Source organism: Chryseobacterium sp. IHB B 17019 (genome assembly GCF_001456155.1).
Taxonomy (GTDB): domain Bacteria; phylum Bacteroidota; class Bacteroidia; order Flavobacteriales; family Weeksellaceae; genus Chryseobacterium.
Window position 1 is genome coordinate 3,076,537 of record NZ_CP013293.1, and the last position, 20,320, is coordinate 3,096,856.

Annotated in this window: 18 protein-coding genes and 1 tRNA gene; 11 read left to right on the forward strand and 8 right to left on the reverse strand. The window is 32.2% G+C overall.

Translation table 11 applies throughout. The features are described 5' to 3' along the window. Positions 1 to 2 precede the first annotated feature (2 nt). The 3 genes from ATE47_RS14140 to ATE47_RS14150 all read right to left on the reverse strand — a co-directional run bounded on the left by ATE47_RS14140 (position 3) and on the right by ATE47_RS14150 (position 4,304). Positions 3 to 2,186, reverse strand: coding sequence for a prolyl oligopeptidase family serine peptidase (locus ATE47_RS14140; RefSeq protein WP_062162559.1), 2,184 nt, complete (start codon positions 2,184 to 2,186; stop codon positions 3 to 5). 64 nt (positions 2,187 to 2,250) lie between these two features. Then, positions 2,251 to 2,442: a hypothetical protein gene (locus ATE47_RS14145; RefSeq protein ID WP_062162560.1), complete on the reverse strand. Its 192-nt coding sequence runs from the start codon at positions 2,440 to 2,442 to the stop codon at positions 2,251 to 2,253. Positions 2,443 to 2,564: 122 nt separating this feature from the next. Then, on the reverse strand, positions 2,565 to 4,304 hold the full coding sequence (locus tag ATE47_RS14150; protein ID WP_062162561.1) for a helix-turn-helix domain-containing protein: 1,740 nt from the start codon (positions 4,302 to 4,304) through the stop codon (positions 2,565 to 2,567). Between the two features lie 324 nt (positions 4,305 to 4,628). On the opposite strand from ATE47_RS14150, the gene ATE47_RS14155 reads away from it, so the two are divergent. The 11 genes from ATE47_RS14155 (at position 4,629) to ATE47_RS14205 (ending at position 15,211) form a co-directional block, all read left to right on the forward strand. Then, positions 4,629 to 4,823 (forward strand): hypothetical protein, encoded by a 195-nt coding sequence (locus tag ATE47_RS14155; RefSeq protein ID WP_062162562.1) that lies wholly within the window; start codon positions 4,629 to 4,631, stop codon positions 4,821 to 4,823. A gap of 17 nt (positions 4,824 to 4,840) precedes the next feature. Then, the gene (locus tag ATE47_RS14160) at positions 4,841 to 5,368 is read left to right on the forward strand and encodes a hypothetical protein (protein WP_185097099.1); all 528 of its coding nucleotides are present in this window, start codon (positions 4,841 to 4,843) and stop codon (positions 5,366 to 5,368) included. Further along, the gene (gene gwsG, locus ATE47_RS14165; RefSeq protein WP_062162564.1) at positions 5,365 to 6,363 is read left to right on the forward strand and encodes a grasp-with-spasm system ATP-grasp peptide maturase; all 999 of its coding nucleotides are present in this window, start codon (positions 5,365 to 5,367) and stop codon (positions 6,361 to 6,363) included. The genes ATE47_RS14160 and gwsG overlap by 4 nt, the downstream gene beginning before the upstream one ends. Next, a complete protein-coding gene (locus ATE47_RS14170) occupies positions 6,353 to 6,553 on the forward strand; it encodes a hypothetical protein (RefSeq protein ID WP_062162565.1) in 201 nt (66 codons plus the stop codon). Before gwsG ends, ATE47_RS14170 begins: the two co-directional genes overlap by 11 nt. Next, positions 6,550 to 7,647, forward strand: a complete 1,098-nt coding sequence (gene gwsS / locus ATE47_RS14175) for a grasp-with-spasm system SPASM domain peptide maturase (protein WP_062162566.1) — start codon at positions 6,550 to 6,552, stop codon at positions 7,645 to 7,647. The genes ATE47_RS14170 and gwsS overlap by 4 nt, the downstream gene beginning before the upstream one ends. 4 nt (positions 7,648 to 7,651) lie before the next feature. Continuing rightward, on the forward strand, positions 7,652 to 8,452 hold the full coding sequence (locus ATE47_RS14180; protein ID WP_228376353.1) for a GLPGLI family protein: 801 nt from the start codon (positions 7,652 to 7,654) through the stop codon (positions 8,450 to 8,452). A gap of 76 nt (positions 8,453 to 8,528) precedes the next feature. Beyond that, the gene (locus ATE47_RS14185) at positions 8,529 to 10,040 is read left to right on the forward strand and encodes a vitamin K epoxide reductase family protein (RefSeq protein WP_062162568.1); all 1,512 of its coding nucleotides are present in this window, start codon (positions 8,529 to 8,531) and stop codon (positions 10,038 to 10,040) included. A 97-nt stretch (positions 10,041 to 10,137) separates the two neighbouring features. Next, positions 10,138 to 12,330, forward strand: coding sequence for a peptidase domain-containing ABC transporter (locus tag ATE47_RS14190; RefSeq protein ID WP_082632656.1), 2,193 nt, complete (start codon positions 10,138 to 10,140; stop codon positions 12,328 to 12,330). 47 nt (positions 12,331 to 12,377) lie between these two features. Further along, positions 12,378 to 12,581 (forward strand): bacteriocin-like protein, encoded by a 204-nt coding sequence (locus ATE47_RS14195; protein ID WP_062162570.1) that lies wholly within the window; start codon positions 12,378 to 12,380, stop codon positions 12,579 to 12,581. Between the two features lie 105 nt (positions 12,582 to 12,686). Further along, complete coding sequence (locus ATE47_RS14200; RefSeq protein ID WP_062162571.1) at positions 12,687 to 13,988, forward strand: HlyD family secretion protein; 1,302 nt, start codon at positions 12,687 to 12,689, stop codon at positions 13,986 to 13,988. 293 nt (positions 13,989 to 14,281) lie between these two features. Then, positions 14,282 to 15,211 (forward strand): hypothetical protein, encoded by a 930-nt coding sequence (locus ATE47_RS14205; RefSeq protein ID WP_150114832.1) that lies wholly within the window; start codon positions 14,282 to 14,284, stop codon positions 15,209 to 15,211. Between the two features lie 107 nt (positions 15,212 to 15,318). Here the strand turns inward: ATE47_RS14205 and ATE47_RS14210 are convergent. From ATE47_RS14210 to clpX, 5 genes are all read right to left on the reverse strand, one after another. Then, positions 15,319 to 15,392, reverse strand: a tRNA-Met gene (locus ATE47_RS14210). 44 nt (positions 15,393 to 15,436) lie between these two features. Continuing rightward, a complete protein-coding gene (locus tag ATE47_RS14215) occupies positions 15,437 to 16,723 on the reverse strand; it encodes a TlpA family protein disulfide reductase (RefSeq protein WP_062162573.1) in 1,287 nt (428 codons plus the stop codon). A 61-nt stretch (positions 16,724 to 16,784) separates the two neighbouring features. Continuing rightward, positions 16,785 to 17,003, reverse strand: coding sequence for a hypothetical protein (locus tag ATE47_RS14220; RefSeq protein ID WP_062162574.1), 219 nt, complete (start codon positions 17,001 to 17,003; stop codon positions 16,785 to 16,787). Positions 17,004 to 17,007: 4 nt separating this feature from the next. Continuing rightward, a complete protein-coding gene (locus ATE47_RS14225; RefSeq protein WP_062162575.1) occupies positions 17,008 to 18,999 on the reverse strand; it encodes a T9SS type A sorting domain-containing protein in 1,992 nt (663 codons plus the stop codon). Positions 19,000 to 19,119: 120 nt separating this feature from the next. Further along, positions 19,120 to 20,307 carry an ATP-dependent Clp protease ATP-binding subunit ClpX gene (gene clpX / locus ATE47_RS14230; RefSeq protein WP_062162576.1) on the reverse strand — a complete coding sequence of 396 codons (1,188 nt, stop codon included), beginning with the start codon at positions 20,305 to 20,307 and terminating at the stop codon, positions 19,120 to 19,122. Positions 20,308 to 20,320: the final 13 nt, after the last annotated feature.

The window sequence follows — 20,320 nt, forward strand, 5'->3', positions numbered from 1 at the left end:
TTTTATTTTTTTGTGTTTTCTTTTGGCTGGTAGTCTGGGTGACCTAGTTGCCAGAAAGCGAAAGCGAAGATATCTGCTGTATCTTCATAAGATTTCTTCTTAGTATTATCTCTTCCATGTCCACCATCAAAATCAACCTTCAGTAAAATAGGATTCTTCGAAGCGTTATCGTTATCTGCCAAGAGTTTAGCTGCAAATTTCCCTGACATCCATACCGGAACTCTAGGATCATTATATCCTGTTGTTATTAAAGTCGCTGGATATTTCACTCCTTTTTTAATATGTTGATAAGAGTCCATTTCATATAAATATTCAAATTCATCTTTATCTTTAACTGTCCCAAATTCTTTTACACTATTAGCTCCATTAGGAGAGGCTTCGCCTCTTATTGTATTTAAAGTTCCTGCAGCTGCTATTACCGCCTTTATCAAATCCGGTCTTTCTGTCATTGTTCTGCCTACTACTATTCCTCCAGCACTGATTCCCCAAATAGCTGTTTTACTTGGATTTGAGTATCCTTTTTTATGCATATATTCTATACAAGAAATAAAGTCCTTCCACGAATTAGGTTTTGTTTTCTTAAAACCTCCCAAATGCCAGTCTTCTCCTTTCTCTCCACCGCCTCTTACATGCGTATATGCTACTATTCCTCCTTTTATAGCCCATAGCAAAGCTATTCTAGCATAAAAAGGACTATAAGAATTACTATATGCTCCATAGCCTAAAACCAATAAAGGTAATTTTTCTTTAGGATTTAATTCTTTGTTATAGATTACGGATAAAGGAATATCTTTTCCATCATAAGATTTAACGGTCGTTTCTAAAACTTTTACATCTTTAAATTCAGGAAAATCTATAATAGGATTTGTATTCTCAGGAATAAATTTATTTTCCGAGATATTGTATTTATATCTTCTATCCGGACTGTTCCATCCTGAACAAGTAATCCAAATATCAGAAAAATTGTTTGATTTTGTTGTTAAAGTTACATTACCAGCCGAAATTGGTAAAGTAATTTCCTGAAGTTTTTTTTGTGAATTATAAAAATATAATTTGGACTCTACTCCATTTTTTGTTGTTGTAATAAATAAGCCATCTTTTGTTGAGTATACGGATCCAATCACTTCATCTTTCTTCTCATCTATAATTATTTCTGGTTGTAAGAAATTAGGTTTTTTTAATGACGTACGCGCAACAAAATTGTTTTTCACACCTTTGGCACTTACATAATATAATTCATCTTTTACTAATACATAATCAACAACTTTATCCTCTTTTTTATACAAAGGTTTCCAATTAATATGTTTGTTGTTTAATTCCGAGAAATCAGAATAATAAGTATCTGAAAAATTTGCAGCTCCTCCAATTTTTCCTATTAAGTAGTTAGGATTATTTCTATTAATTGAAACAATAGGGAAATCTTCTTCTTTTAAATTCAGTTCTGGGTACTCTTTTTTTGACAATATTGGGTAAATTTCCTCAGGATCATCGCCAATTTTATATAATACTGCAGTCATATTTTTTAAAAATAAATTTGACTTATTATCCACTATAGGGTAATGCAGATAAATAAAACCATTATTGTTAGGCAACCAAGAAACTCCACCACCATCAGATGGCCAACAATGAGTAATTGTATAAGGTAGTCTGATTTTTTTCTCAACATCAATTATAATCATTTCTCCTACCTCTTTCCCTCCTTCGGTTAAGGCAACAACAATCTTAGATCCGTCATAATTAGGTTTTATGTAATTTATAACATATTCTTTATTATTTCTTTTATATTCAGCAGAGGTAAATAGTAACTCTTCTTTCCCATTAAATCCATTTCGAACATACAATTTAGGGGTATTTTCTTTAACCTGTCTTTTTAAGTAAAAGTATTTATCATTATTTGTAACCTGCAAATAAGAGATAGAATACTCGTTCTTACTATCCATCTCACCAAGCTTGTCAATCAAATATTGGCGATTTGGAATAGACTGTAAAACAGAATTCGCATAGCTATTTTGTTCTTTCATCCAATCTATGACAGATGAATCTTTTACATTCTCAATATTACGATATTCATCAATTACTTTTGTTTCAAAATATTGATCAGTTGAGGGTATTGATTTGATTATTGGCTGTGTTTGAGAAAATAAAATTTGATAACAAAAAATCAAAAAAGTGATTATATATTTCATATTATTAAAGTATGATGTAAGTGAAGATGTAAGGTACAATTCTGTACCTTACATCTTAAAACAACTATTTTAAATAGTTATTAAGAGCATTTATTGCTGTTGCTTGTCCTAGATCGCCTGTATTATTACCACCATCTCCGCCATTTCCACCATTTCCACCATTTCCACCTGTAATTATTCTTAAATTAGCAACACTTACCAGTTGTAATTTTTTTAAAGATAATTTCTTTTGCGCTTTTTGTTTTTGTTTTTTCATTCTATTTGATTTTTGCTTTTTTAATCGGTCCAAAATAAGTGCTTTTTCCAAAATATCATTATATTAAGTTGCCGACATTGATCAATATCGTATTATTATTTTGATAAAATACTAATTTTGAATCAGTTATCATTCTCACGTAAAATTCTTATATAATAAGAAGGTAAAGTCCCTGTAACATTTTTAAATGCTTTCGTAAAAGATTCTACATTATTAAAACCCACATCTTCTGCAATAGCAGCTATAGTTTTTAACCTTAATTTTTTGTTTTCCTTTAATTCTGTAATTGCAAAATTAATACGCAACTCATTTAAATATTGTGAAAAGCTTTTGTCTTTTATTTCATTAATTATTTTAGACAAGTAGTCTCTATTTGTTTCAAAATCTTTAGATAAAGAATACAATGTAATATTTTTAGTAATGAATATTTTTTGCTTTTCGAAATTTTCTAATTTTAGAATAAGTGCTTGTTTAACATTTTCGGGAATTGGACTTTTAACTTTATTATTTTTTTCATTAAATAAAAGATTAGGAATTTGTGTTACGTGATTTTCTATCTCTAGTTTCTCAGAATTATTTAATTTATAAATTTCAGAACTTTCATTTTGTGTATCAATTAATTTTTGAGCCTGGACTTGATAGAGTTTCAATTTGCTCCGATTAATATTATATAAATAGATGAATATAAAAAGTAACAATAGGCCTCCACCAAGTAGCCCGTACAATGCAGTATTCCGTTTATCTAAATTTAAAATTAATTTTTCTTTTTGCTCTAATAGCTCAGGAGTGTCAAACTTTTGATGAATCTTTTTAGAAAATTTATAATTTGATTCATATATAACTTCATTAAGGCCTATAAGTCTATCTATAAGATAAATTTGTTTTTCTTTGTTGCCTTCTTTTTCATAATATTGCAAGGAATATTTATATAAATTAATCAACTCTGGACGTATAAAGCTTATTCTTTTCTGTACAGAATCCATTTTATTAAAATAATAAAAATATTCATGTTTATTATTTAATTTCTGAAAATTCATAGATAGGTACATATAGGATATCCCAAGATTGGTAGAGTCATATTTTTTAAAATAATCAATATTTTGTTTTAACCCTTTAACTGACTTTAGATAGTCTTTTAGGTAAAACTTAATAATATAGCAACTAAGATCATATACTTTAAAATAATATTTCTTATTATAAAGAAGACATTTAGATCTACCCATTTCTGCATAAACATAAGCGGAATCGTACTTTCCTACTGCACTATATGTAATTGCTAAGCTATGTAAAATGGATAAATAATTACCCGGATCTTCTTTTTCTTCGTTTTTTATATAATTGTAATTTTCTTTAAATATTTTTAAAGCTTCTTCATAATCATAAGTGAAATATTTTATTTTTCCAATTGCATGCTTTATCAAAACGACTTCCTTCGTATTATTATTTTTTTTTGCATAAGGAAGTGCCTTTAAATAATAAGATAATGCCTGATCATATTTATTACAATTATAATAGATATCTCCAATTTTATAATTCCCATATGATAATTCATCTATATTACTGCTTTTATTAATGATATTTTGTATGCTGTCAATGTATTTGACATTCTTTTTAAATTTTGTGAAAAGAAAAAAGTATCCATCAAACTGTTTTTTGACATTCTTTTCTTTTTTAGCTTTTTCTAAAAAAGTATATGCATACATTATTGCTTTATGATCTTGCCGAAATTCTTTACTATAAGATTTCTCTAGCTGTTCAAAGCTTTTATTTTTTAAGGAATCAGGAATATAAAAGCTCTTTACACTTTGAGAAAGGTATGAGCCAATATAAAAAAGGAAAGGAAGTAACAAAATTTTATGCATAAGTGTTTTTTGAAATGCAATAATACCACATTTTTATTATTTTCACATGTTAAATAATCTATTAAAAATCAACACATTATAAATTACAATACTGATAGATTGATCAATTTTAACATATATTATCTCGAAATTGATCAATTTTGGAATACTCTGCTTGTGAAAAATATTAATCTGTATCATCTTTGTCTCAGGCAAAAGCACAAATGCATATTTCTTTTTCTTATGTGTACAGTAAGAAAAGAAAATATAAAACGCTGATCAGCGAAACCCATGTCAGGGATTGTATGACAAAAATTATTTATTAAATTTAAAATTTAACAAGAAATGAAAAAAACATTAGCGTCTTTAAATGGCAAAAAAATCAAAAAGAATGATTTAATCACAGTAAAAGGTGGCCTATTAAATTCTAGTACCAGTACTATATCTTCTGGTTGCGACACACTTGTAATGACAGGACACAAGGGTGATGCTCATCCTTCGAATGACGGAACGTGTGATGACAGTGATTGGGCATGTTAAATAACATTACAAATAAGATGGTTACGGCTTTTGCCGTAACCATTTTTCTCATGGCCTGCAAAACATCTACAGAGGTTACTCCTCTAAAAGATGAAAAGTTCAGTTATGTTATACAAAACCAGAAAAATGCTGTATCATTCAAAAGTTTAGGTCTTAGAAAAAACTCCAAGTATTATTTTCATAAAAGTTATGGAAAAATAATTTTCAGTAATCGACAAAAATCAATAGTGAATAACTATTGTAATAATAATATTATTACGTCACTGTTTCTCATAAAAAATCTTCCTGACATTTTGGAGAAAAATGCTAGAACAGTGACCACTGAAGACGGTAAAAAATATTTGTGTTATGATATTATTGAAGATATTGGAGGACAAAAAAAAATGCTAAAAAGATATTTTTCTTATCAAGATCGAAATTATCTTTTTGTCGTGAAGGAGATAAAAATTTGTAGAAAAAACAAATCTACTGAAGCACTAAAGTTAAGCTACGATATAGACATAGAATCGTATGCTGATCAAGAATTTAAAGGACTTATTTTATGAGTAACATCTTAGTCATTTCAAAATCTTTTTTCGATGAAACAACCAATGATATATGTTGTTGGTTTGATTTTCACAAAATTCCTTATGTAAGACTTAACATAGATCAAATAAATAACCCTAAATTATATGATGTCTTTATTGATTTTCAATCAGAAAAAATAATAATAACTGACATTTTACTTAATCTTAAAGTTAATCTAGATGAGATTGAAATTGTCTGGTGCAGGAGATTTATTGACCAAAGCAGTGAAAGCATTACAAAAATAGGTGGTATAATTGATCATAATGCTGTTACTCTTTCAAAATTCATTTTTGCAGAAAATAATAAATTTTTAAGAATATTGTTTGATTTCTATCCAAATTGGAAATGGTATGATTATTATAAAGATATATTATCTGTAGAAAAAATACAGGTTCTAAAAATTGCGAAAAAAACAGGATTGACAATTCCAGAAACATACATAACCAATAATCAACAAGCCTTACAAAATATTGGAAAAGACCTAATTACTAAGCCTATATATGAAGCGACAAGCTTTACAGCTGAAAAAGGTGGAATATTTGTCACTCATACAAAAAAAGTTTCAGACATAAAAACTACTGGGAAAAATTTTTCAAATTCTCTTTTTCAGGAAGAAATAAAAAAAAGATTTGAAATCAGAGTATTTTTCTTAGAGGGTAAATTTTATTCTATGGCAATTTTTTCAAATAAAAATAAGCATACAAAGGTTGATTTCAGGAATTATGATTTTAAACGACCTAATAGAAAAATCCCTTATCAACTTCCTCAAAAAATAGAAGATATGTTGAAAAAGTTGATGAATGAATTACATCTGACGATGGGTTCTATTGATTTGATTAAAAGCTATGATAATCAATATTATTTTTTAGAGGTCAATCCGGTAGGTCAATTTGGGATGGTGTCATATCCTTGTAATTATTTTATTGAAGAAGAGTTAGTATTACACTTAAAAAGTAAATTACATGCAGAATAATCATGAAACATTGTTAAAAAACAAATTAAAAAAAATCAACAGCAGTTTTATACTACTCGATTTAGGAAAACTAAAAGTAAAAAAAAATATTCTTGATAATAATGAAAATTTACAAATTAAAGGAAATAATAAGATAAAAAATTCTATTACATTTTCAAGAAAATTATATAAGCCCATTTCAAAATTATGATATATAAATTATTTAGTGATATTATTCTCTGCAAAGGTCATATAAGAACATTACTATTGGATACAACAAGAAATTTATATTACTATATACCCAATGACTTTGCTGATATTTTAGCCCATAGTAGCATCATAGATTTCGAATTATTAAAAAAAACACACCCAGAAAGCGTAAAAATACTTGATGATTATAAAAAATTTCTCTTAAAAGATGAATTAATTTTTGAAGTTTTGGACGAAGAAGAAGCTTCTCTATTTCCTAAAATCAATTTACAACATAAACAGCCGTTTGAAATAACTAATGCAATCATAGATATAGATGCTCAATCTAATCTTTCATATCTAGAAAAAATTGAATATGATTTTGAAAAGCTAAGAGTACAAAGTTTGCAAATGAGAATTTTCTATGTAAATGACATGAAAATCTTGATAAATTTTATAGATAAAATTTCAAAATCAGGAAATAACTTCTTGAAAGATATTCAAATTATCCTAGTGAAGAATGATTTCTTAAATTTTAATTGCTATAAACTTGCAAAAATATTATGCAATTATAACATTATCACACAAATAGATATTTATAATTTCCAAGCAACAATTGCAGATAAAATGTCTTCGGATAAGATTTTTTTACATAAAAAAAAGATTCATAATTGTAAAAGTTGCGGCGAAATAGCAGAAAATATGAGTCCAATTAATTTAAGAATAGTTTCTGAATCACACCATCACAACTCCTGTCTTCATAAAAAAATAGGCATTGATGCTGCCGGTAATATAAAAAATTGCCCTTCTATGCCTCAAAGTTTTGGGAATATAATGGATACAACTTTGGAAGAGGTTTTAGAACATAAAGATTTCAAAAAATATTGGAATCTCACCAAAGATAAAATAGAAGTTTGCAAAGATTGCGAGTTCCGGTATATTTGCACTGATTGCAGGGCTTATACTGAAAGAACTCATATCAATGAAAATAGTTTGGATATTTCTAAACCTTTGAAATGTGGCTATGACCCTTACTCAGGAGAATGGCAAGAATGGAGTAAAAATCCTCTAAAACAAAAAGCAATACAATACTATGAGCTGGAAAATATTATTTAAAACAATGTGCGTCCTTACAACATTAATTTTTAATCAGTCGATTGCCCAAAATTACAAAGTATATTATCGTATGAATTATAAAACAGATTCATTAGAGAAAGAGATTAAAAATAAAAATATGATCTTACTTATAAAAGATAATAAATCTAAATTTTATTCCCAGGATCAGTTTGAGAATGATTCCACAGTAATTGAAAATAGAAAGAAGGGAATTAAAAGCCAGATTAAATATGACTACGACTTTATGGTTATAAAGGATTTTAAAACAAAAAAAATATCAAAATTTACTGTGCTTCTACGGGATTTGTATAAATTGTCCGACAATATACCTACATTTCATTGGAATATAAATAGCGAAACAAAAAAAATAGCAGGCTATAATTGTCAAAAAGCAACTTTAAACTATTCCTGTCGGGACTGGGAAGTCTGGTTTACTACAGATATTGCAATACAGGAAGGACCTTCTCTCTTCAATGGATTACCAGGATTAATCATATATATGAAAGATATGAAAGATAATTATGAATTCAGTTTCACAGGAATAAAAAAAAATGAAATTACAGATATAAATTATTTTTCTATAACCTTCCTGGAAGTAACAAAAAAACAACTTGCAAAAGTTCTTATTGACCATTACAATGACCCATATCGGGAAATGAAAGCAGGAAATATAAAAGTTCTCTGGCAAGATGAGAATGGTAAACAATTTAAACCTGATTATAATGAGCTTACGAAAAGTGAACAGAAGCACATGAAGAACAACAACAATCCCATAGAATTATCTGAAGCCACCAAGTATCCATAATTAATATAAATCACATAAAATTGAAAAACCATTTGTTTTTTTCAAACATCTGCGTATTTTAGTTAAAAATATTAATATGCTATTGGACAAACTCATCAATTACCTTAAACTCGACAAACAGGAGTTTCTCTTTCAGTTCAATTCACATCCCAATTACCCGTCTGCGCTGGCTTTTAGCGATACATTAAACTTTATGGGTGTAAGGAATGACGCCTACGAACTGGATAAAGAATATTGGGATGAATTGCCGGAAGAATTTATTGCCATTGTAGACAATACTTTCTCTTTAGTGAAAAAAACAGGAAATAATTACTCAATATATTCAGATAAAGCGAAAACTTTAAACAAAGAAGAACTTCATAAAAAAGCAACTGATTTTGTCTTACTTTTTGAAAAGGAAAATGTTGAAAACAAGTCGGTAACCAGTTACAAACCTTTTATTTATGCCATATTTGCTATTATAGCAATTTACACTCTTCTGAATCAGACCTGGTATGAGGGGGCCTTCAATATCCTTTCTATGATCGGGGTTTATATTTCATTGGAAATTTTTAATCAGAAATTTGGTAATACTTCGACGGTTATCGGAAGTATCTGTGGTGGGGATTCTGCAACAAGTCAAACTGTGAACTCCTGTAATAAAATCATCGATCAGGACAAAACGAGTATTTTAGGATTGAAATTCTCTGATTTTTCATTAATATATTTCATTGGTATTACTGTTCTTGGTTTATTTTTACCAGCAACATCTTTCATCATTAAAGGTTTTACTCTTGCATCGGTAATTGCAATTGGATACTCACTTTATATTCAGGGATTTGTAGAAAAGGCTTTCTGCAGAGTCTGCCTTTTGATTATTTCAGTTTTGATTGCCCAGCTGATCATCAGTATCTTTTTGTTTGATAATACCTATTTTGATTTAACAACTTCTTTGTTGAGTCTTATCCTTTGGGTAGTTTCTTTCTCATTGATTTTATATTTAAATAATACACTTAATGAAAAAGAAAATTTACAAAAATCAAATGCTAAAAATTTAAGATTTAAAAGAAATTATGAGCTATTCAAAAGAGAACTTTTAGAAAAAGAAAAAATCACGTTTACAGATAACGAAACTTTTTCTGTAGGCAGTAAAGAAGCCAGGTTAAAAATATCAATCATATCAAATCCTTATTGTGGATTTTGTAAAGACGCTCACAAGATTATGGAAAATTTATTGGTGAAATACCCCAATGACATTTCTGTACAAATGAGATTCAATTATTCTTCGGAAAAACAGAACGAAAAATTCACCGGTCTCATTTCAGATTTCATGTATATTTACAAAAACAAAACGGAAAAGGAATTCCTTAATATCGTTGAATATTGGTTTGAAACCAAAGATGAAGATAAAATAAGACAAAAAACCGCTGCCGCATCAACTCATGAAAACTTAGAACCTCTGATTAATATGTCCATAGAAAACAGAGATGCCGGACTGAATTTTACTCCAATTATCTTAATCAACGGGTATCAGTTTCCGGAAAAATATGACCGCGAAGATATTTATTACTTCATTGATGAGTTGACAGAAGATGAAGAAATAATATAAAAATTAAATTAAATAAAAATACTTATTTTTAGACTTAAAATCAGAAAGAACTGTCGTCACAATGACGACAATTTATTTAAAATACAAATTGATAAACTTGAAATCCTTTCCATTTTACCGCCAGCCCGATTCCAAAGACTGTGGTCCTACCTGCCTCCGTATTGTAAGTAAACATTACGGGAAGAGCATCTCCCTGCAGCAGATTCGTAACCTTTCCGAGACCACGCGTGAGGGAAGTAGCCTTTTGGGACTCAGTGATGCTGCTGAAGATTTAGGATATCGTTCACTGGGGGTACAGATCAATTTTGAGACTCTAGCCGAGGAAGTTCCTTTTCCATGTATCGTTCACTGGAACAAAAATCACTTTGTCGTAGTTTATAAAATCGACAAAAATAATAAAGTCTATATTTCAGATCCAAGTTATGGGCTCATTACCTATACACGGGATGAATTCATCAAGCTTTGGATCGGGGAAAATGCCAACGAAAAAACTGAAGAAGGCATTGTTTTAATCTTAGAAACAACACCTGCTTTCTTTCAAACCGAATTTGATGATAAAGAAAGTAAGGCCAGTTTTTCCTTCCTTTCAAAATATCTGTTAAAATATAAATCACTTGTTGTCCAGCTTGCTGTTGGGCTTTTAGCAGGAAGTTTACTCTCCCTTATCTTTCCTTTCCTTACCCAAAGTATTGTCGATGTCGGGATTCAGAATCAGGATCTTAATTTTATTTATCTTGTTCTTTTGGCCCAGATCATGCTTTTCATTGGGAGAATGGGAATCGAGGTGATCCGTAGCTGGATTTTACTTCACCTTTCTGCAAGGATTAATATTTCCATTATTTCCGATTTCTTTATTAAATTAATGAAGCTTCCCATCAGCTTTTTTGATACCAGGATGACCGGAGATATCATGCAGAGAATCAACGACCACCACAGAATCGAGCAGCTTCTGACCAGCTCTTCCCTGAATACCCTGTTTTCATTGGTCAACCTGATTATTTTCAGCATCGTTCTATTATTCTATGATTACAGGCTGTTTATCGTTTACCTTGTTGGGGCTGTTGCCTACATCGGGTGGATCAGTTTTTTCCTTGGCAAAAGAAAAGAGCTGGATTACAAAAGATTTTCCCAGGTTTCCCAGGAACAGAGCAAAGTAATAGAGCTGATCAACGGAATGCAGGAAATCAAAATGCATAATGCCGAAAAACAAAAACGATGGGATTGGGAGTTTTTACAAGTTAAATTATTTAAAATAAGAATAAAATCTCTGTCTCTTGAACAGTGGCAATCCGTTGGAGGGAATTTTATCAACCAAATGAAGGATATTTTGGTAAGTTTTCTCTCTGCGAAGCTTGTTTTAAGTGGAAATTTAACGCTGGGTATGATGCTTTCTGTACAGTATATCATCGGACAGCTCAACAGCCCACTACTTCAGTTAATTGATTTTATTAAACAAACCCAGGACGCTAAAATCTCCCTGGAAAGGCTCGGTGAGATCCATGATAAAGACGATGAGGAAAGTAAAGACGAACAATATGCCCACGATATTCCACAAAAAGATATCGAAATAGAAAACCTTTCCTTCAGGTATATTGGTTCAGATCAATTTGTTTTTGAAAATTTAAATCTAACGATTCCGTATCAGAAAACCACCGCCATCGTAGGAGCCAGCGGAAGTGGAAAGACTACTCTTTTAAAATTATTAATGAAATTTTATGAGCCCACACAAGGAGAGATAAAACTTGGAAATACCAAACTTAAAAATATTTCTCCAAGATTCTGGCGGGATCATTGCGGGGTAGTGATGCAGGAAGGCTATGTTTTTAATGATTCCATTGCCAATAATATTGCTGTGGGAGAAGATTATGTCGACAAGCAAAAATTAAGAAGAGCCGTAGAAATCGCCAATATCAAAGACTTTATTGAAGAACTTCCTTTAAGCTACAATACCAAAATCGGGAATGAAGGTCTGGGAGTGAGTGGTGGACAAAAGCAGCGGCTTTTTATTGCCAGAGCGGTTTACAAATCCCCGGAATACATTTTCTTTGATGAAGCCACTTCCGCCCTTGATGCCAATAACGAAAAAGTCATCATGGAAAATCTCGAACAATTCTTTAAAGGAAAAACAGCCATTGTCATTGCTCACAGGCTTTCAACAGTGAAGCATGCCGATAAAATCATAGTACTGGACAAAGGAAAAGTGGTAGAAGAAGGAAGCCACACCGAACTGGTTTCTTTAAGAGGTGAATATTACCGCTTGGTAAAAAATCAACTGGAACTGGGAAATTGATAAATATTTTTATTAAATTTAAATAACCAACTCAAAATCTTATAGTTATGAAAAATTTAAGAAAAATCGAAAGACAAAATTTAAAAGAAGTTCATGGTGCAGGCCCGATTCCTGTATTTCCATGCAATTGCTTCTGCTACATCGGCACCGTTAAACAATGGAATGCATGCAACCGCTACTGCCCGGATGGCGCAATTCCGGGAGTTGAGGTCGGCAATAATCCGAAGTGTGATTATACATTGCCGTTGTAAAGATTCAAGAAACAAACTCAATAATCTTTGATGATTATTGTGAATATCCAGCCAGTCGGGGTTTAAAAAAGCCCTGACTGGTTTATGAAAAGATAACGATACATAATGAAAGAAAAAGACATTTTAGATACTATTGAGCTTCGCTCGGAAAGCGTTCAGGATATCCTTACACAGCCTCCTCACTGGATGATCCGTTGGGGAAACACCATTATTTTGATCATTCTAGTCCTTATTATGATCATGAGCTATATTATTAAATATCCAGAGTTTATCCCCGCTCCTATTATGGTGACCTCTCAAAATCCACCAGAAAAACTGGAAGCGCGAACCAATGCTAAAATCGAAAAAATTTTCATTAAAAATCAGCAACAGGTTCATAAAAATGAAGTTTTGATGGTTATGCAGTCCACTGCTAATTATAAGGATGTTTTAGCACTAAAAAAACTCATAGATTCCGTATCCCCAAATCAATTGGCGTCTTTTCCTCTTCACGAAACTTCACATTTTAAACTCGGTGAGCTGCAAAGTGATTATAATAATTTTGCCAAAGCTTTTCAGGATGAAGCTTTATTTACAAGGCTCCAGCCTTATGCCCCGGAAAATCTAGCCGCTAATCAAAGCCTTTCTGAATATCGGGTGAGAATTGCAACCCTTAAACAACAGAAAAGCCTCGAACAGGCAAAATATGAGCTTACAAAAAAAAATTTCCAGCGTTCTCAGGAATTGTTTAATCAGGGTGTAATTGCCCAGGTAGAACTGGAAAATGAAAAAATAAAATATCTCCAGGCTCAACAGAATTTAGAAAATATTACCATCTCCCTCTCTCAGATCGAAGAAGGAATCTCTAATCTCAATAAAACAAAAAGCGGAACCGCTATTAACACCGAAAAGGACAAAATTACTTACTCTTCGCAGACCTTGCAGCTGTTTGAGCAGCTAAGAAAATCTCTAAAAGATTGGGAGCAGAATTACCTTATCATTTCCAATACGGAAGGTGTGGCAAGCTTCCAGCAGTTTTTTGGTGAAAACCAGTTTATAAAAGCCGGAGATGCTATTTTATCCATTCTTCCAAAAAATAAGGAAAGTCTGGTGGGAAGAATGTCTGTACCAGCAGTTAATTCCGGGAAGATTACTCCAGGGGAAAAAGTTTTAATCAAACTGGACAATTACCGTTATCAGGAATACGGTATTGTGGAAGGTAAGGTTCAAAATATTTCTCTTACTCCTGATGATAAAGGAAATTATTATGTAGATGTAGTTCTTCCTAAAGGTTTAAAAACTACCTATAACAAACAACTTCCTTTTGATAAAGAACTTAAAGGAAACGCCGAAATTGTTACACAGGATTTAAGGCTCATCGAAAGATTCTTCTACCAAATGAGGAAATTATTGGGGTATCAAAGTTAGTCCTAAATAAAAAAATTCTTAATTTAAAATCTTAATCTATAACTCCTGTTTCAAAGAAATAGGAGCCTACTCTTTTATAATAATATTAATTTGATTTCAAAATTTGCAGTAAATAATTCTACAGCGTTGTAGAAAAGATTTTACAGTATTTATTTTACAGCTATATTTTATTCCTGTATGTTGCACATAGAAAAATGCTGGGCTATTCTTTAAATAAAAACTATTTAATGTTTTTTTTTAAAGTACCATTCTTCAAAAGCATTACAACTTATTACAAATTAATATTTTTTATTATGAAAAAGATACTTTTCACAGCTTTATTGGCGGGAGGTTTACATTCTGCTTATTTATCGGCACAGGCCGGGTATGTGGGTATTGGTACAGATTCTCCGGGCAGTAAGCTTACTGTAAACGGAGCTTTTGCAGCAAATTACAGATCCGTAACTATAGGCGGTCTGGTGGGAGCTGACGATTATTATTTAGCGTACAGTGCCAATACAAACGGGACTTTAACATTGCCTGCCGGCATCAGCGGATCGGGCAATTTTATGGGGCGTACTTATCATTTTAAAAATACGGGTTCAGCTGTTCTCAGGATTGCAGCCAACGGAACTGAATTAATTGACAACCAAAGCGGAGCCGGGGTATCTTTTGTTGATATTCCTGCCGGATATTATGGTTTCTTTATCAGTAAAGGGACTCTTACGGGAACAACCTGGGAACTTATCCTGTTGTCAAATTCCAATAGTTTACCAGCTGCTTCTTCAAACTATGTTTTTTCCACAGTACCTACTTCTACAAGACAAACCGGCACTGCTACACCGGGATCCTCATATATTCAAACCGAATTTAATTATCCTCAGGGAACCGTCATCAATTCCGGAAATGCCTTGAATACTACAAATGGAAGATTCACAGCTCCTACAAACGGATATTATATGTTTTATGGATCTACTCAATTCGATAATGGGCTTGTTCCGGGGACCCCGACATTTGGTTTTGTCGTATTGTATCTTGTTAAGAATTATGCTACTACTCCCAATAATGTACTGGTTCAGTCTTTTCTGTCAAATCCGGGTGCATTTGCTGGGACCAACGTCTCGTGCATCACTTATCTGAATGCAGGAGAAACAGTAAGTATGTCGGGAGCGGCCTCGGTAAGTAGTGGAAATGTTTATCAGGTTGTATTAAGTTCACTTTATGGTTATAAAATCGCTAATTAGAATAATTCACAAATTTAAACTGGAATAAAGTTTACTCTTAATTGAGATATTTAAAATTTAGATAAAGTAAAAGGGTTGTAAGAAAATTTCTTACAACCCTTTGTTTGTAGCGAAGACGGGAATTGAACCCGTGACCTCAGGGTTATGAATCCTGCGCTCTAACCAACTGAGCTACCTCGCCGTTTTGGTGGTGCAAATATAGAAAATATTTACTTACCTCCAAAATTATTTTAACTTAAAATACTCCAAAACATCGCCCACGTGATCTGGTTTATTGATTATCTTATTGTTAGCATCTAAAATAAAATACGTAGGAGTTGCATGAACATTATAGGTATCTACATAAGTACTATTCCATCCCCTTAATTCCGAATCATTCACCCAAGGAAATGCTGTAATTTTTTTAGAATAAGAATCTTTATCAATATCTAATGATAACCCAACAATTTGAATATTTTTAGCTTTTAAATCATTATATTTTGATAATAATTGAGGAAGCTCAGTTTCACAGTGTGAGCATGTAGACGACCAAAATACAATCACTTTTTTATCAGCTTTAACGTCATAAAGTGATTTTGCGGTTGTATTTACAGGTGATTGGAATTTATAGTTTGGAAATGCTGCTCCCAATTCTACATTTGCATTAGACTTCAGTGTAGAAGCCAATCTATCTGTGATTGTACATTTCAGATTTTTAGCAAAATTAAGGTATTTTTCCTTATAGTCTGCCATTTCATATACATCAAAAATATCAATCAACTCAGACAAAACCGTCTGTCCACGAGGTGTTTCTACCTTTAGTCTGTCTAAAAGCTTATCCACAGAAGCAGTCACATTTGTGTTTCCCCCCGAATTAAGATAACCCACTAAAATCGGTCTCAACAGTGACGAAGTCTCAAGCATATCATTAGATTTATCAATAAAATTAATAATATCATCCTGAGTTGCTTTTTTTGCTGCGTCTGTCGAAAGAAATTTACTGTAGTTTGTATTGTAGTAATAAATAAACGGATGCTGCGTCTGATCAACTCCGCCCGTATTACCGGCAAGCCTGTTTATTTCTGTTTTTAAGGCTTTGCCAAAGTCTGTATCATCCTTATAATATTCTTTAATCTGAGATAATGCAGGCAATATAAGCTCCTTTTTTTGAGAGCCCTCCTGGATTTTACTCATGATATCATTTGTCTCGTCCAGATAGATGATATTTTTAATTTTATTCGTCTGGGTTTCAAGCTTAACATTTACATTTTTATTTTCAGAAATAAAATTGAATGTATTATTGGAAGTTGGGAAATAGACTTTCATCATCCCCATATAATTTGTTGGATATTTAAAAGTCCAGGTATTATTTTTACTCTGTTCCTTTGAAAAGATAATATCTTTTGAACCATTTAAAGTATATAGAATTGCATCCTGATCCTTAAAATCTGCCGGAGCCTGAATAGTAACAGTGAATTGTGCCTGTAATGAAAATGCGGCTAATATTGCCGATATTATGTAAATCTTTTTCATATCGTAAAAATAAAAAAACTCTCTGACTAATCAGAGAGTTTAATATTATTTTAATAAAATTTTATATTTTTTTGCCTGAATATTTCTTTGTAAAAAAAGCAATAAACATTACTGCGATGATACCTAATCCATACACATACATATCAATTGGCGAAGATGGTGCTCCTGTACCATTACCTCCCCCTCCTCCTCCAATTGGATTTGGTGGTGTACTTTGAGCATGAATCAACGTAATTGCTAAAAGAAAAAAAGCTGAGACTAGTTTATTTATAGTTTTCATATATTTATTTTAAGATTTTAGTGTTAACAATATCTCCTTTGTCAGAAACAACTTTCACGATGTAAGAATTTTTGATTTTACCATCTAATTCAATTACAAAGTCTCTAGTAGCATCTACCGCTTTTTTGGAGATAACCAATTTACCACTCATATCATAAACCTCAATATCTGCTTTTTTCCAGTTTGGATCAAATCTTACAATATAGTTTTCAATCGCAGAGTTATAAACAACTTGTGTTCTTACAGGTGCTGCTGCTTTAATATCTGTTGCTGCTAAAACAACATTACTTGGCTCACCGTAATACAAGTCATACTCTGCTCCGTTTACAGGAACAATATCTCCTTGTTTGGCTTGCTGCACAGTTCCATTCGCAGCTTTATAATAAAAGCCGATTCCCGAAGATAACTGATGAGCACCGTTGTTGATTAATTCTGCATTCTCTCTAACCTCAAACTTATAAGATTTTACTCCCGGGTTGAAGTTAACTAGTTTAACGTTTTTACCTTTGAAATTATCTTCATTAGCTTCATTAATATATAATGAATATACTGAAGTATAATTAGGATCATAGCCACCTGTCAGTGCCTCTTCAAAGGTACCTAATACAATACCTCCTATAGCCATTGATTGAATTGTCGTAGCATTGGAGCTTTGATGACCTGTAACTGATGCAGGAGAAACAACATAATAAGTACGACCTATTTCATTTCCTGTTGCATCTAAAGCAATAACTCCTAATTGTTTTAAAGTATTAGTAGTTCCTTTAGCACCAGCACCTGAATTTTTAGCAGCTACAACACTATAGTCTGTTGCTGCAGCTCTCGCAGTATTAGCAAATCTTCTAAGAGTATTAAAATTTAAAGTCTGTGCTGTATTATCTCTTAGTTTAATTTTGAAAGACTGCATAGGCTTAATAACAAGACCTATATCACCAGCAGGTATTCCACTTGCATTAAATGTCTGTACTTGATTTCCGGTAGCATACGTTGCACCATTCGCAAGCGTAACTACAGTACCTGGATTGTATTCTACTCCCCAGATATTTACTATATTGTTACCATCAGTTACTCCTCCATTCTCGATGAATCCAATTTTAGATAAATCTAAGTTTGTAAGGAATGGGTTTCCGAATTGATAATAGTTCTTACCGAATGTTCCTGCCCATGGTCCAGAAACTGTAAAATCGAAATTATCATCAATATAAGTATTGTACTTCTCGCCATAACTGTTTATAGCGTTACCTCCCGATCCGAAATTCACGCTTGCTGCAGCATTCTGTAAAGTTACAGGGCTTGCAAGATTAGCATAAGGTTTTCCATTAAGGGTATAAACAGAACCTACAGGTGTTGGGGCAATAGTTGGCTGAGTAGCTGGTGGAGTACTTGTATTAAGATTATTATTTGTTGATTTCAACATATAATATCCTGTTGGGTCACTCGTTGCTCCAGTTGCCAGATTTGTAAAGTGATTAGAAACAGCATTAAAATGATCGAATTTCAAAATCGGATCACCATATCTGTTTATGTTAAAATTCTTACTAAATTCTGCAGCTAAACTTCCAAGTACTTTACCAGAGAAAGGCATCGCAATCTGTTGGAAATAGTTACCGTTACCATGTCTGTCAGCTCTAAATTCTTTACTTACAATACCTGTAATATTAGCTTGACTCAATCCGTCAATATATAACTGGCCATAAGTAGAAGTAGCATAAGATCCCGGATTGTTTAGCCTCAACATTATACTACCACCAAAAGTCTTGTCTGCACCAGCAGTGGTAATTGTTTTAAAAGCATCTCCGGCAGTTCCTACTACCATAACGTTACCATGAATATCCATAGTACCGTCACCTCTCGTCTGAACGCCTCCTCCGGAATAAACCAGAGCGCCTTCACTCACATACGTGTTAGCTGCGTCATCTATATGTAATAGAACATTCTGCGCCTGAACAGAACCTATCGCTGCTAATAAACCAATAGCAAATAAACTTTTTCTCATTGTATAAATTATTTGTGTGTTAATACAAATTTCATGCATCAAATTACAATCGCTTGTATATTAATACAATATCTCAACTGCAAAGGTATGTTATTTTTCAAGAAAAAACAAAATATTTTTTCATTTATTAACAAAAATATTATCTTCCGTTAATATTATTTCCTTTTCCTCACCTATTGAAAACATATAGTCTTCAAGGACTTTTTCGGTTGTTCCCCTCAATCCTCTTGCTCCTAAACCTTTTTCAATGGTCTCCTCTACAATTTTTTCAATTGCACCATCTGTAAAAACCAAATTCGTGCCATCCATTTTGAAAAGCTCCACAAATTGATTCACAATTGAATTTTTCGGCTCTTTCATGATTCTTACCATGACCTCTTTCGTGAGTTTATCGAGGTAAGTGATGATTGGAAATCTGCCTAAAAGTTCGGGAATTAATCCGAAAGAACGAAGATCAATTGCATTAATATTCGTTAATATATATTCATCTTCATCCGTCTTATTGATTTTTTCTGAACTAAAGCCTATGGCCTGTTTGTTCATTCTTCTTTCGATAATCTCTTTGATGCCATCAAAAGCACCACCAGCGATAAACAGGATGTTCTGAGTATTCACCTGAATATATTTTTGATCCGGATGTTTTCTTCCTCCCTGAGGCGGAACATTCACAATACTTCCTTCCAGTAATTTTAATAAACCCTGCTGAACACCTTCTCCCGAAACATCTCTGGTGATACTCGGGTTATCAGATTTTCTGGCAATTTTATCAATCTCATCAATAAATACGATGCCTCTTTCGGCTTTTTCCACATCATAGTCGGCTACCATTAAAAGTCTTGAAAGAATACTTTCAACATCTTCCCCCACATATCCTGCTTCAGTAAGAATTGTGGCGTCAACAATACAGAACGGCACATTCAATTCTCTTGCGATGGTTTTTGCCAATAAGGTTTTACCCGTTCCGGTCTCCCCGATCATGATGATGTTTGATTTCTCCAGCTCAACTTCCCTGTTTTCATCCTGGGCGTGAAGCAATCTTTTATAATGATTATAAACCGCAATTGACAATTGCTTTTTTGCCTGGTCCTGTCCTATTACATACTGATTAAGAAATTCTTTGATTTCTTTTGGTTTCTTCAGTTCGTTTATATTTTCTGCAGGAGAATATCCCGTTTTGGAAGCACTATCTTTTACAATGACATGAGCCTGCTCGATACAGTTTTCGCAAATAAAACCATTCTGGCCGGAAATCAGCATCTGCACTTCATTTCTTTTTCTTCCGCAGAAAGAACATTGGTTTGAATTCATTTTTATATATAAT